Annotated in this window: 7 protein-coding genes and 1 pseudogene; 4 read left to right on the top strand and 4 right to left on the bottom strand. The window is 65.5% G+C overall.

Annotated features, from left to right (window positions below):
* Positions 1–1,626 (top strand): annotated as a pseudogene (locus tag QCE63_RS21895) (hypothetical protein); the annotation flags it as partial.
* 236 nt (positions 1,627–1,862) lie between these two features.
* Here QCE63_RS21895 and QCE63_RS21890 read toward each other — a convergent pair.
* Entirely contained in the window at positions 1,863–2,117 is a 255-nt protein-coding gene (locus tag QCE63_RS21890) for a DUF6723 family protein (RefSeq protein WP_309835951.1), read from the bottom strand.
* Between the two features lie 179 nt (positions 2,118–2,296).
* On the opposite strand from QCE63_RS21890, the gene QCE63_RS21885 reads away from it, so the two are divergent.
* Entirely contained in the window at positions 2,297–3,073 is a 777-nt protein-coding gene (locus tag QCE63_RS21885; RefSeq protein ID WP_309835950.1) for a substrate-binding domain-containing protein, read from the top strand.
* A 194-nt stretch (positions 3,074–3,267) separates the two neighbouring features.
* The gene (locus QCE63_RS21880; RefSeq protein WP_309835949.1) at positions 3,268–8,139 is read left to right on the top strand and encodes a response regulator; all 4,872 of its coding nucleotides are present in this window, start codon (positions 3,268–3,270) and stop codon (positions 8,137–8,139) included.
* Between the two features lie 5 nt (positions 8,140–8,144).
* Here the strand turns inward: QCE63_RS21880 and QCE63_RS21875 are convergent, their stop codons facing one another.
* The 3 genes from QCE63_RS21875 to QCE63_RS21865 all read right to left on the bottom strand — a co-directional run bounded on the left by QCE63_RS21875 (position 8,145) and on the right by QCE63_RS21865 (position 13,101).
* Positions 8,145–10,040, bottom strand: coding sequence for a M85 family metallopeptidase (locus QCE63_RS21875; protein WP_309835948.1), 1,896 nt, complete (start codon positions 10,038–10,040; stop codon positions 8,145–8,147).
* 62 nt (positions 10,041–10,102) lie between these two features.
* Positions 10,103–11,884, bottom strand: coding sequence for a M85 family metallopeptidase (locus tag QCE63_RS21870; RefSeq protein WP_309835947.1), 1,782 nt, complete (start codon positions 11,882–11,884; stop codon positions 10,103–10,105).
* 98 nt (positions 11,885–11,982) lie between these two features.
* Positions 11,983–13,101 (bottom strand): 3-deoxy-7-phosphoheptulonate synthase, encoded by a 1,119-nt coding sequence (locus tag QCE63_RS21865; RefSeq protein ID WP_309835945.1) that lies wholly within the window; start codon positions 13,099–13,101, stop codon positions 11,983–11,985.
* 180 nt (positions 13,102–13,281) lie between these two features.
* On the opposite strand from QCE63_RS21865, the gene QCE63_RS21860 reads away from it, so the two are divergent.
* Positions 13,282–13,956, top strand: coding sequence for an HAD family hydrolase (locus QCE63_RS21860; RefSeq protein ID WP_309835944.1), 675 nt, complete (start codon positions 13,282–13,284; stop codon positions 13,954–13,956).

Raw genomic sequence — 13,956 nt, 5'->3', positions numbered from 1 at the left:
GGCCGCTTCTTCGTGGGCCTCGTGCCGGGCGTCAATCTGCTCATCGACTACATCGTGCCGGCCCCATCGCTTTCCGCATCGGAGAAACAGGGCATCGACCTCGCATCGGGGGTGGTCAGCGTCGTTGTGCCCGCACCCGAGATCCCGATACAGCTCCCCAAACTCGGCGCGAGAAAGTTAAACCCCGCCGCCGAGTTCAAGCTTGCCGAAGAGATCAAGCCTCCCGCAGAGATCAAGCCTCTCGAAGATATCAAGCCTTCCGAAAGCGGTGCAAACGGCGAACCTGTCAAGCTTCCGCAAGCCGAACCCTCCGTGCCTGCACCGAAAAGCACAACCCCTGCGTCCGGCTCGCCATCGGGCATCCCGCTGGTGCCCGATCAATATGCGCGCGCGCCCTCGGGCAAGCTCGTGCCCGACGCCGACTATCGCGGCCTCTATCGCGACGACACCGGCCAGCAGTTCATTCAGCAAGGCGGCCAGACTTATCCGGTCAGCTATAACAAGGACGCCGGGTATTGGCAGTTACAGCCACGTGAGGGATGGCCCAATACACGCAACATGTCCATCGACGAACACGGCAACTGGAAGGTCGATCTGGATAAGGGGCTGTTGGGAGGAGTTCCGGAGATGAACTCGCTTGCTTCTGGGCGAGCCGCTTTCGAACTTTATGAGCAGGGATACACAGTACGGGAAATCGGCAGGGACTATTTTCACAAGCACCCCAATGCCATAAACAGTCTCATCGACCGGTACGTACGAGAGAGTGGAGAGGTAATACCACAGCAAGTAATCGGCAGCGGCGTTATGACGGGCCGGTCAGATTTTGCTGCTGAAATATATGGCCGATTGACCAGTGGTGAACCACTGCAAAACGTGGCGTATGAATACACGAATGGTGATCAGCTTGGGGCTCATCGTCTGGCATATCAGTATGCACGCCAAGAACATCTTCCAGTCCAAAATATGCCGCAGGGTGGCCCATGGAGAGTCCAGTGGCAGCGTCCAGGTGGTCAACCACCTGTAACTTTACCCGTTACCTATCCGCAGTACCTCAAGATCATTGAGGGGGATAGCGCGCGCATACCGACTTGGCAGTTATCGAATGAAACCGGCGTGCCAAGACCAATGATCGAAGAAATCCGGGCTCGCGATGGATATTGGTCGCCGCAACAGCAGGCATGGGTCGCGCTCGACGGTCCGCCCGAGTATGGACCGGGCTTTCCGCCGCCAGGCGAGAACCCGGCAGCCGGTCCGGCAGGCTCCCCGCAACCGGGACCCAGCGGCACCAAGCGCCCGGCCACGAACCCTGACCCAACCGTGGCTCAACCGGGAACCAGCGGCACCGGTCAGCCACCTGTCGCTGCGCCTGCCGCACCACCCTCGTGGGGAAGCGGGCAGCTCAAACAGTTCCACCAGGACCATACGAAACTGAGCGGACCCGTATCTGATTCGATCGACGCGTGGCTCGATGGACATGCCGCGCCACCTTCAAGTCTGCAAGGCGAACTCAACCAGCGAGGATTCACCGACATCACACCGGGTATGGTGCGCACCTATCTCACTGGCCAAGGTCTGGAGCTGACCAGCCGACAAATGCAAAGAGTCAGCGCTTTCCTGAGCCTGTAATCAACGTATCACGGCAAGAATCGCACGGCGGGTTGAACATTCGAGCGTGCCCATGTCGTACGTTTCATCCGGTCTTCTTGCCGTGCGCCGCATCGGTCGGCGCGACGGTTCAACGCCCCCCGGCGCCGGATAGCCCCGTCCCAAACTTGCCGCCTGGCGGGCACAACATTGAGCGCAACGCTCCACTTTTTACCGCATGCACGGCGTAACAGCGTTTCAAGAGAAGCGCACCGCCCTCACGGCTCCGGATGGGCGATATCCGCCTCGACGATCCGCACGCCCAGCGCTTCCGCCGCGCGTCGCGCGTCCTCGCTCGACTCGAACGGGCCGATGGTCTCGCAACCATCGAACGGATAGAGCACGCGCTTGTCGCGTTTTCTCACGACCTTCAGCGTGCCGATATGCATGCCCGTCGCGTTCACGACATACGACGCATAGATGTCGAAGCCTTCGTGCGCGCCTGCTTCTGATAAGGGTTGAGTCCTGGGCATCGGTCTTGACATGGTTCGACGAGAAGTTCGGCGGGTCTGTTGATTGTTCTTGCTGCACCACGCCTTCAGCAAAAACAAGTCCAGCAAAATGCGTTCCAACGTCGATGCACGCTGACGCTTGCGTCCATGCGCCGCTTTGGGTTCAAATGCGCGTGCTTCCCTTACCCTATTCGACGCCCATGAAATCGCTCTTCAGGAAGTTCGCTGTCTGCACCTTGGTCGCCGCGACCGCATCGTCTGTTCAGGCGGCTGAACTGCACGTGATGAGTTCCGGTGGCTTCACGGCCGCCTACAAGATCCTCGGCCCGAAGTTCGCGGCGTCGACGGGCAATACCCTCGATACCGCCCTCGGCCCCTCGATGGGCAAGGCGCCCGAAGCGATCCCCAACCGTCTGGCGCGGGGCGAGCAGGCGGACGTGGTCATCATGGTCGGCTATGCGCTCGACGATCTCATCAAGCAAGGCAAGGTGATGCCGGATTCCCGTGTCGAACTGGCCGATTCCCGCATCGGCGTATCGGTGCGCGCGGGTGCGCCGAAGCCCGACATCGGCAGCGTGGAGGCCTTCAGGCAGACGCTGCTGCACGCGAAGTCGATCGCCTATTCGGACAGTGCAAGCGGTGTCTACATCCAGAATCAGATGTTCGGGAAACTCGGCATCGAGGATCAGGTCAAGCAGAAGGCGAAGATGGTGCCGAAGATTCCGGTGGCCTCGGTCGTCGCGAATGGCGAATACGAGATCGGCCTGCAGCAGGTGAGCGAGCTGCTGCCGGTGCCGGGCGCGCAGTTCGTCGGCCGGATTCCCGAGGAGATGCAGTCCGTCACGCGCTTCGCCGCCGGCATTCCGGTGGGCGCGAAGCATCCCGACGAGGCGCGCGCGCTGCTGCGTTATCTGGCCTCGCCGCAGGTGCAGGACACGGTGCGCGCCACCGGTCTCGATCCGGTTGCCGCGCCTTGAGCGCCTTGAGCACCCTGAGCACCCTGAGCGCCTTGGCGGACGCGCCTGACGCACGCGCACAGCGGAATTGAAAATGCGTTCCATGCGAGAATCCGAACGTGCTCGCGCGCGACGGCGCGGGCAGTCCGCACGCGCTGCCGGCACTGACTCTTTCACGTCGCCACATCGAGACCGGGCGAGGAGACCAATCGTCGATGAAAGCTGACACTCTGATCGCGGATTCGAGGAGCGACGGGCTCGGCCCGAGCTTCCTCCTGGGAGGCGGCGAAATGGGCGCCCTCATCCGCCAGGCGGATTGGACGCAGACCGTCCTCGGCTCGCCGGAGCACTGGCCGCAGAGCCTCAAGACCGCCATCCGCATCATGCTGACGTCGCGCCAGCCCATCTGGGTAGGCTGGGGACCGGACCTGCTGTTCTTCTACAACGACGCTTACAAGTCGATCATCGGCGGCAAGCATCCGCAGGCGCTCGGTCAACCGACCTCGGCGGTTTGGCGCGAGATCTGGAGCGACATCGGCCCGCTGCTGGACACGGCGCGCTCGGGCGTCGAAGGCACGTTCGTCGAACAGAAGCTGCTCATCATGGAGCGCAACGGCTTCCCGGAGGAGACCTACTACACCTTCTCCTACAGCCCGATCCCGGACGACCGTGGCGGCACCGGCGGCATCATCTGCGCGAACAGCGACGACACCCAGCGCGTGCTCGGCGAACGCCAGCTCCACGTGTTGCGCCAGCTCGCTACGTCCGCCGCCGACGCCCGCACCTGGCGCGACGCATGCAGCCTGTCGGTCGCCGCGCTGAAAGGCGCGTCGCGCGACATGCCCTTCGCGCTGCTGTTCGCCGCGGAACCGGGCAGCGAGACGGCTGAGCGGGTCGGCGCGTGCGGCATCGGCGCGGATCATCCGGCGGCCCGCGCTGAAGCCTGGCCGCTGGCCGGCGTGCTGCGCGACAACCAGCCGTGCGTGGTCACTGACCTGCCGCAGCGCTTCGACACAGCGCTGCCGATGGGCGCGTGGCACGTCGCGCCGGACCGCGCCGTGCTCGTGCCCATCGCGCCTTCGGGCGAAACGGGCCGCGCAGGCGTGCTGATCGTCGCGCTGAATCCCTACCGTCTGTTCGACGAAGGCTATCGCGCGTTCCTGAACCTGGTCGGCGGACAGATCGGCGCGGCAATCGGCTATGCGCACGCCTATGACGAAGAACGCCGCCGCGCCGAAGCGCTCGCGGAGATCGACCGCGCCAAGACCACCTTCTTCTCGAACATCAGCCACGAGTTCAGGACGCCGCTCACGCTGATGCTCGGTCCGCTCGAAGAGCTGCTGGCGAGCCCGGCGCGCATCGGCGCGGAGGACCGGCGGCTCGTCGAAATCATGTACCGCAATGGCCTGCGGCTGCTGAAGCTCGTCAACGCCCTGCTCGACTTCTCGCGCATCGAGGCCGGGCGCATCGAGATTCACCGGCAGCCCACCGACCTCGCCCGCTTCACGGCGGAACTGGCGTCGCTGTTCCGCTCGGCGATCGAAACCGCCGGCCTGCGCCTCGACATCGACGTGCCGGAGACGCCGCTGCTCGCGAACATCGATCGCGACATGTGGGAAAAGATCGTGATGAACCTGCTGTCGAACGCGCTCAAGTTCACGTTCGACGGCGTCATCCGCATCGCGCTGCGCAATCACGCGCAGCATGGCATCGAGATGACTGTGGCCGACACCGGCATCGGCATTCCGGAGCACGAGCTCGGGCGCGTGTTCGAGCGCTTCCATCGCGTCGCGGGCGCGACAGGACGTTCGGTGGAAGGCAGCGGCATCGGGCTCGCGATGGTGCATGAACTGGTCAAGCTGCACGGCGGGACCATCGAGGCGGCAAGCACGCTCGGCGACGGCGCACGTTTCACGGTACGGCTGGCCGCAACCCATGCCGACCCGGCCGACCCCGGCCCGCACCTCGCACCGCCCGCCGAAGCCAGCGCCCGCGCGCGCTCCTACGTGGATGCCGCGCTACGCTGGATGCCGGACGCCGAAGAGCGCACGGCCGCGGAGGCAGATATCGTGCCGCGCGAGGAAGACCCGCCGCTGGGCACGGCAGGCGCCGTCGAGCCCGCGCCGCAGGATGCGGTGCCCGGCCGCGTGCTGGTCGTCGACGATAACGCCGACCTGCGCGACTACATGCGCCGCATGCTGAGCGCCGCGGGTCACGAGGTCAGCGTCGCGCAAGACGGCGCCGCGGCGCTCGCGATGGCCCGCGCCGCGCCGCCGGAAGTCATCGTCTCGGATGTGATGATGCCGGGCCTCGACGGCTTCGGCCTGCTGCGCGCCGTGCGCGCGGACGACCGCCTGCGCGAGACGCCGGTGGTGCTGCTCTCGGCGCGGGCCGGCGAGGAAGCGCGCATGAGCGGCCTCGAGGCCGGCGCCGACGATTACCTGACCAAGCCCTTCTCCGCGCGCGAGCTGCTGGCGCGCGTGGCGAGCAATCTGCGGCTGGCGCGGCTGCGCCATGAAACCGAGCAGAAGCTGCGCGACGAATCGCACATGCTGGAGATCCTGAACCGCGTGGGCAACACGGTGGCGGGCGAACTCGAACTGAGCCGCGCGGTGCAGGTCGTCGTCGATGCCGCGACGGAACTGACCGGCGCCGCGTTCGGCTCGTTCTTTTACAACGTGATCGACGAACAGGGCGGGCGCTATACGCTCTACACGCTGTCGGGCGTGCCGAAGGACACCTTCGACCGCTTCCCGATGCCGCGCAACACCGCCGTCTTCGGGCCGACCTTCGGAGGCGAAGGCATCGTGCGCTCGGACGACATCACGAAAGACCCGCGCTATGGCCACAACGCGCCGCATCACGGCATGCCGAAGGGTCATCTCGCCGTATGCAGCTATCTGGCCGCGCCGGTGCTCTCGCGCACGGGCGAAGTGCTCGGCGGCCTGTTCTTTGGCCATCCGGAACCGGGCGTGTTCGGCGAGCGCGCGGAGCGGATCCTGGCGGGCATCGCATCGCAGGCGGCGATCGCCATCGACAATGCGCGCCTCTTCCAGGCCGCGCAGGACGAGATCAGCGAACGCACGAAGGCGCAAGATGCGCTGCGCGATCTCAACGAGACGCTCGAACGCCGCGTCGCCGATGCGGTGGCCGACCGCGACCGCCTTTGGGAACTGAGCGAAGACCTTTTCTATACCGCGAGCTTAGAAGGCGCGTTGCTGCGCGTGAGTCCGTCGTGGACACAGCTGCTCGGCTTCGACTCGCAGCGCCTGCATTCGCACACGGTGATGGATCTCGTGCATCCCGACGATGCGCCCGTCGCCGCCGTGCAGCTCGACCGCCTGCGCTCGACCGGCCTGTCCGCGCGCTACGACTGCCGCTTGATGCGTCACGACGGCGGCTGGCGCTGGATCGCCTGGAACGTTTCGCTGGACCCGCGCACGCGGCGCATTCATGGCGTGGGGCGCGATGTCACCGCGGACCGCGACACCGCCGACGCGCTGCGCCACGCTGAAGAAGCGCTGCGCATGGCGCAGAAGATGGAGGCCATCGGCAAGCTGACGGGCGGCATCGCGCATGACTTCAACAATCTGCTGCAGGTGATCGGCGGCAATCTGCAACTGCTGACCAAGGACATGGCGGGACGGGAGAAGGCCGAACAGCGCGTGCGCAATGCGCTGGCGGGCGTCGCGCGCGGCGCGAACCTGGCTTCGCAACTGCTCGCCTTCGGCCGGCGCCAGCCGCTGGCGCCGAAGGTCGTGAACCTCGGACGCTTCGTGCGCGGCCTCGACGACATGTTCCGCCGCGCGCTGGGCGATGGCATCGAGATCGAGACTATCGTATCGGGCGGCTTGTGGAACACGCTTGTGGATCCGTTCCAGGTCGAGAACGCGCTGCTCAATCTCGCGATCAACGCGCGCGACGCCATGAACGCCCACGGCAGGCTGACGATCGAGGCGGGCAATGCTTCGATCGACGAAGCCTATGCGCTGCGCAACGCCGATGTCACGCCGGGCCAGTATGTGATGGTCGCCGTGACGGATACGGGTTCGGGCATGTCGCCCGAAGTGCAGGAGCGCGCGTTCGAGCCGTTCTTCACGACCAAGCGCGAAGGCCAGGGCACGGGCCTCGGCCTGTCGATGGTGTATGGCTTCGTCAAGCAGTCGGGCGGCCACGTGAAGGTGTACAGCGAGGAAGGACACGGCACGACAGTGCGACTCTATCTGCCGCGCGCGCGCGAGGAAGAGGATCTCGAAATTGCCATCGACGCAGGCCCGGCAAAGGGCGGCAGCGAGACGGTTCTGGTCGTCGAGGACGACGAGGAAGTGCGCGCGACGGTCGTCGAGTTGCTGGCGGATCTAGGCTATCGCGTGCTGCGCGCGAAGGATGCGCAGAGTGCGCTGGCGATCGTCGAGAGCGGCGTGCCGGTGGATCTGCTGTTCACCGATGTCGTCATGCCCGGGCCGCTGCGCAGCACCGAGCTGGCCCGCAAGGCGCGCGAACGCGTGCCGGGCATCGTGGTGCTGTTCACGTCGGGCTATACGGACAATGCCATCGTGCACGCCGGACGGCTCGACGAAGGCATCGATCTGCTGAGCAAGCCCTATACGCACGAGGCGCTGGCTCGCAAGGTTCGCCATGTGCTCGGGCAGCGTCCGGAGCAGGCACCGCCCGCGGAGACCGCCGGGCACGCCGCGCAGGACGCCCTGCCGGGCGATGCCCTTGCGCACATGCGCGTGCTGTACGTCGAAGACAACGAACTGGTGCGCGCCAGCAGCGCGGAGCTGCTGCGCACGCTCGGTGTCGATCTGACGGAAGCCGGCAGCGTCGCCGAAGCGATGACGCTGCTGCGCGCGCAGCGCTTCGACGTGCTGCTGACGGATGTCGATCTCGCGGGCGAGTCGGGCGTGGCGCTCGCCATCGCCGCGTCGCGCGAGACGCCGGCGCTCGGCGTGGTGTTCGTGACGGGCTTCGACCTCGCGCTCAGCGACGCCGAACGGCGCGCGCTGCCTGGCGCCATCGCGCTGCGCAAGCCGTTCGATCCGCTGGCATTGCTCAATGCGCTCAACGCGGCGGCGGTGAGATAGAACGCTCAGTGTCGCAGCGGCGTATCGCCTGAGCGCCATCGCCAGAAGCTCCAGTGATGGTCGGGGGCGCTGTCTGCATAGTCAGGGTAAAGGTTCGCGTTGGCCTGCTGCGCCAGCAGGTTCACGCGTCTTGAGTCACTGTCCCAGGCGTACATGTATTGGCTGTAGAAAGGGCGCGTCGCGCCCTTGTAGTAGTAATCGAGCCAGTACGGCTGCCAGATCCGGTCGTACGGAACCTTGGCTGCCGCCGCGGCGCCCACGGCCGCGCCGATCGACCCACCCGCCACCGCTCCTCCCGGCCCGCCCGCCACTGCGCCGGCCACGGCGCCCACGATCGTCGCACCGACGCCTATCGCGCCCTTCTCGACGTTGGTGCCGTCGCTGTTGGCCAGTTGAGGTTGGTACGCCCAGATGACAGCCTTGCTGCCGTCCTCGAAATCGAATTGCCGCACGTGCGGATTGCCGTCCACCGGGTTGCCATAGCGGAAGAAGCGGCCCTGCGTATCCCAACTGGCGCTCGATGCCGCCCAAGCACTCCTGAAGCCCGCGGGCGGGCCCAGCGGCGCGCTCTGGGTGAAGCGGAAGAGAAGCGGCTCGCCATGACTGAACTGCGCACGGGCGAGATCCTCATTCGGCCGCTGCTCCGGTAACGGCTGGGTCACGTTGTGCGGCACCGCTGCATCGGGAATCCTCACGTCAGAGCTCGAATTGCTGGTGGATGGACCGGCAGGCGCCGGCTGGAAATACGTGTGATCGTGCGCGACGGTCCCCGGCCGCGGCTCTCCCAGTTCGTAAAAGTCGGGACTTGCATCCTGGTTACTCGCGAGCACGTCGAGGCGTTCGAAAAAAGCCCGCGCATGCGCCCCATTGCGTTCAGCGGCGTCGATCAGCGCAGCGCGCTGGACCTGCTGGTGATGGTAGCTGCGCTCGTCGGAACCATAGCTGGTGAAGTTGGGCGTCTGCCAGCCCATCTCCGTTGCCACCCGCAGCGCGAGCAGCTCGGTCGGACCCAGGCTCGCCTGCGGCGCATCCGGGTCAGGGTCGCGCGAGTTCGTCGTCAGATGGGCAATCTCATGGATCAGGCCGACGCGCCACGCGTCCAGGTACATCGAGTTCTCATTCGGCGCGGCGCTGATGTTCACGTACGGCGACTGCTCCGGCGTTCTGCTTTGGGCACTGGTGTAGAGCGAGAGCGGCATGCTTGTCGCGGGGTTGAGCCGCAGGTACATCGACGTCATCTCGCGGATGTTGCGGAAATCGCCCCGGAACTGCGGCGTGTAGTAATAGCGGTTCCGAAAGCCGATGTCGCCGAGCGGTTCGCCGCCGTGATGCAGACCAAAGCTCATCATGTTGCGAAACGTCGCCGAACCGCGCAGGGCATCCAGCATCGTGTTGCCGATCATGTCGGCCGTCTGCGTATCCATCAGTCTGCTGTGGCTGTTCTGCGCGGCACGCATCGCGCCCCACCGCGCATCGTTGAGTTCAGACTCACTCAACGGGTTTGCCTTGCCCTTCGCGACGACGTAATCGGCGTAGGCGTCGGACGAGGCCGCCGGTGCATCGGTATCCTCGCGCTTCATGCGTGTCGGGACCAGGTCGGCGGAGGGCGCTTGAGCCTGGCTCGGGACCACGTCGGCGGAGGGTAGTTGAGCCTGGGTCGGCACCCATGGCGAAGAGAAATCCGTCTTGTCGGGGGACTTCGGCGCTTCGCTGTCTCCGGCGGGAGGCATTGATTCGCCGGGCCGGGATTGCCGGGATTGCTGCGACGTTTCCGACGATTCGACGTTGTCCGCAGGCTGCGGATTCGCCGGAGCGGCAGACGCCGGTTTGTCGTCATCCGGCGTGGGAGCGGCGTTGCCGGACGTGGCACGGGTACTGGCATTGGCAGTGGACACAAACATGCACCCTCTCCTGCTCAACATTCATCGATAAATACGCTCGGCCCGTTCAGGCCATCGCCCTGTCAGGTTCTCAGCGGCGTATCGCCCGAACGCCACCGCCAGAAACGCCACTGATCGTCGGGATCGCTGCCGGCATAGTCGGGGTAAAGGTTCGGGTCGGCCAACTGCGTCAGCCGCTTGACTCGATCCGGGTCGCTGTCCCAGGGATACATGTACTGGCTATGGAAAGGGCTGTCGGCGCCCTTGTAGTAGTAATTGATGTCGTACGGCTGCCAGATCCGGTCATACCCAATCCTGGCCGCGGCCGCGGCGCCCACGGCCGCGCCGATCGACGCACCCGCCACCGCTCCTGCCGGCCCGAACGCCACGCCGCCGGCCACGGCGCCCACGACTGTCGCGGCGACGCCTATTGCGCCCTTCTCGAAGTGAGTGCCGTCGCTGTTGGCCAGTTGCGGCTGGTGTGCGGAGATGACGACCTTGCTGCCGTCGTCGAAAACGAACTGGCGCACGTGCGGATTGCCGTCCACCGGCTTGCCATAGCGGAAGAAGCGGCCCTGCGTGTCCCAACTGGCGCTCGACGCCGCCCATGCGCTCGTGAAGCCTGTCGGCGGACCCAGCGGCGTGCTTTCGGCGAAGCGGAACAGAAACGGCTCGCCCTGATGGAACTGCACGCGGGTGAGATCCTCGGTCGGCGGCTGCTCCGGCAACGCCTGGGTCACGTTGTGCGGCGCCGCCGCACCGGGAATCATTCCCGTGGAACTCGAATTGCTGGCGGATGCGCCGGCAGGCTCCGGCTGGAAATAGGTGTGATCGGACGCGGCGGCCCCTGCCGCCGGCTCTTCGAGTTCATGGAAGTCGGGGCTGGCATGGCCGTGTTCGCTCAGTAGATCGAGCCGTTCGAAGAAAGCCCGGGCGTGAGGCGCATTGCGTTCTGCCGCGTCGATCAGCGCTGCGCGTTCGAAATGCATGAAGTGACGCGTTCGATCCTCCGAGCCATAGCTTTCGAACCGCGGAGGGTGCCAGCCCAACTCGTCCGCCACCCGATAAGCGAGAATCTCGGTCGGACCCATGCGGTCTTCCGACGAGTCCCTCGAAGGATCTTCCGAGTCGGTCAGCTGATGCGCGAGTTCGTGCATCAACCCCAGGCGCCAGGTATCCATGAGGGGGGAACCCGCATTCGGCACCACGCCGACATTGACCCACGGCGGCTGGTACTGGTCCCGTGAATGCGCACTGACGTCGACTTGCAGCGGCATGTCCGTGGAGGATTGGCCTCGCAGGTAGTCAGCCGTCATGCTGCGGATAGCGCGTTCCTCGCCGTGGAACCCGGACCGGTAGTCGTACTCGTTGCGGTAATCGAGGCCGCCTAGCCGCTCGCCGCCATGACGCTGGCTATAGCTCACCATGTACTGGAAGATCGGCGACCCGTTCAGCGCATCCAGTATCGTATTGCCGATGGCGTCGGCGGTCTGCGAATCGGCCAGCATGCTGTGACTGGCCTGCACGGAACGCACTGCGCTCCAGCGCGCTTCGTTCAGCTCCGTCGTGCTCAACGGCTGTTCCCGGCCGAGCTTTACGACATGGTCTGCATAGGCATCGGCGGAGGCGAGCGGTTCGTCGGAGTCTTCGCTGGAGTCGTTCCGTTTGACACGCGTCCGGGCGGATTCGTCGGTCACGAGCTGCGACTGGGTCGAGATCTTCGAACGAGGGAGGTCAACCTCGTCGGAAGATGCCGGTGAAGCGCCTTTGGCCGGTTGCGCAAGATCCGCCGATTCGGCGGTTGACGAATCATCGCCTTCTGTCGTGAAGGCGGCGTTGCTCGAGGTGGCGCTGGAAGCGAGCATGGGGAGGTGCTCCGGAGGAAGGCTGGTGATTGCAAGGCAATCGTGCCGCCTTCCGCCTCCCCTCGGGTGCTAGCGGAATACCTCCGTTCGTGCGCGCCTCAGCGCGCCCGCCGCTTCCGCACCGCCTCCGCGAGCAGTTCGAGCACCGGCTCGCTTTGCGTCCAGCCGAGGCAGGCATCGGTGATCGATACGCCATGTTTGAGCGGCACGCCCGGCTTCAGGTCCTGACGGCCTTCTTCCAGATGGCTCTCGATCATCGCGCCGGTGATGCGGCGTTCGCCCCCTTCGAGTTGCCGCGCGATGTCCTGCGCAACGTCCACCTGGCGCAGATGCGACTTGTTCGAGTTGGCATGCGAGCAGTCGATCATGACCTGCTCGCGCTGACCCAGCTTCGCCAGCGACGCGCACGCCTCGCCGACGCCTTGCGCGTCGTAGTTCGGTCCGTTCTTGCCGCCGCGCAGGATCAAGTGGCAATCGTCGTTGCCGCGCGTTTCGAAGATCGCGGCCATGCCCATCTTGGTCATGCCCATGAACGCGTGACTGGCGCGCGCCGCGACGATGGCATCCGCCGCCACCTGCACGCCGCCGTCGGTGCCGTTCTTGAAGCCGATGGGACAGCTCAGGCCGGACGCCAGCTGACGATGACTCTGCGACTCGGTCGTGCGCGCGCCGATGGCGCCCCACGCAATCAGATCGGCGATGTACTGCGGGCTCAGCAGGTCGAGGAACTCGGTTGCGGTCGGCAAGCCGAGCTCGCTGATGTCGAGCAGAAGCTCGCGCGCGCGGCGCAGGCCTTCGTTGATGCGGAAGCTGCCGTCCAGGCGCGGATCGTTGATATAGCCTTTCCAGCCCACCGTGGTGCGCGGCTTCTCGAAATACACCCGCATCACGATGAGCAGATCGTCCCGCAGCGTCTCCGCAACCGCCTTCAGGCGGCGGGCGTATTCCATGGCCTGATCGTGATCGTGAATGGAACACGGCCCCACGACCACCACGAGCCGGTCGTCCTGGCCATGCAGAATGCGGGCGATAGCCGCGCGGCATTCTTCCACCAGCGTCTGCACGCCCGGCGTCACGGGCAGTTCGTCGAGCAGCAACGCGGGGGAAATCAGCGGACGCACCGCGCCGATGCGGGTGTCGTCGATGCGGGTCGTGTCTTGCGTGGAGTCGGCCACGCCTGCCTCCTGATCGCGGGAGGGATTGTCGATGCGGGTCAAGATGGGCTCCGTCATGCGTTATCGATGCAAAATACCAGTGTCCGGCGCGAACAATCCGCGCCCGATGCCCCTTGCGGTGCAAACATCCATTATCGCATTCGGCACGGGGCGGCACGCCGGGCCGCTTCAGCAACAGTGCGTATGATGAAGGCCAGCGGGTTCATTCAAAGGGAGCAGACCATGCGTATCGAAACCTCATTCCTGTTCGATCTGGACGGCACGCTGGTCGACAGCGTCTATCAGCACGTGCTGGCGTGGAAGGAAGCGCTCGATGCGGAAGGCATCGAGTTGTCGGTGTGGCGCATTCATCGCAAGATCGGCATGAGCGGTGGGCTGTTCACGAATCAGCTGTTGCGCGAGACGCATGGCCAGATCAGTCCGGATCGCGTTGAGCGGCTGCGTCAGCTGCATGCGGCGGCGTACCAGCGGCTGCGCGCACAGGTCTGCCCGCTCCCGGGCGCGCGCGAACTCCTCGATGCGCTGACGCAGGCCGGCACGCGCTGGGCCATCGCGACGAGCGGACGCATGGAAACCGCTCAGCTCAACCTCGAAGCGCTGGGCGTGGATCCTTCGAAGCAGGTTGTCGTCACGCGCGACCAGGTGAAGTACGCGAAGCCAGACCCGGATCTGTTTCTCGCCGCCGCCGCGCGCCTGAACGTGCCGATCGAGAATACAGTCGTGGTCGGCGACAGCATCTGGGACATGCTCGCGGCGCGCCGCTGCCGCTCGCTGGGCGTGGGCTTGCTGTCCGGCGGCTATGGCAGCGACGAACTGGAGCGCTCGGGCGCACTGCGCGTCTATGAAGATCCCGCCGATCTGCTGCTGCATCTCGATGAAGTCGCCGCGCGTCCCTGA

The sequence above is a fragment of the Caballeronia sp. LZ065 genome, from assembly GCF_031450975.1.
In the GTDB taxonomy this organism is placed as follows: domain Bacteria; phylum Pseudomonadota; class Gammaproteobacteria; order Burkholderiales; family Burkholderiaceae; genus Caballeronia.
The sequence above is the reverse complement of the archived record's forward strand: the minus strand, read 5'-3'. Positions and strand labels throughout refer to the sequence as shown.

Coding starts and splice junctions, on each gene's coding strand:
- QCE63_RS21890 (WP_309835951.1), bottom strand. CDS start 2,117: ATGCCCAGGACTCAACCCTTATCAGAAGCAGGCGCGCACGAAGGCTTC.
- QCE63_RS21885 (WP_309835950.1), top strand. CDS start 2,297: ATGAAATCGCTCTTCAGGAAGTTCGCTGTCTGCACCTTGGTCGCCGCG.
- QCE63_RS21880 (WP_309835949.1), top strand. CDS start 3,268: ATGAAAGCTGACACTCTGATCGCGGATTCGAGGAGCGACGGGCTCGGC.
- QCE63_RS21875 (WP_309835948.1), bottom strand. CDS start 10,040: ATGTTTGTGTCCACTGCCAATGCCAGTACCCGTGCCACGTCCGGCAAC.
- QCE63_RS21870 (WP_309835947.1), bottom strand. CDS start 11,884: ATGCTCGCTTCCAGCGCCACCTCGAGCAACGCCGCCTTCACGACAGAA.
- QCE63_RS21860 (WP_309835944.1), top strand. CDS start 13,282: ATGCGTATCGAAACCTCATTCCTGTTCGATCTGGACGGCACGCTGGTC.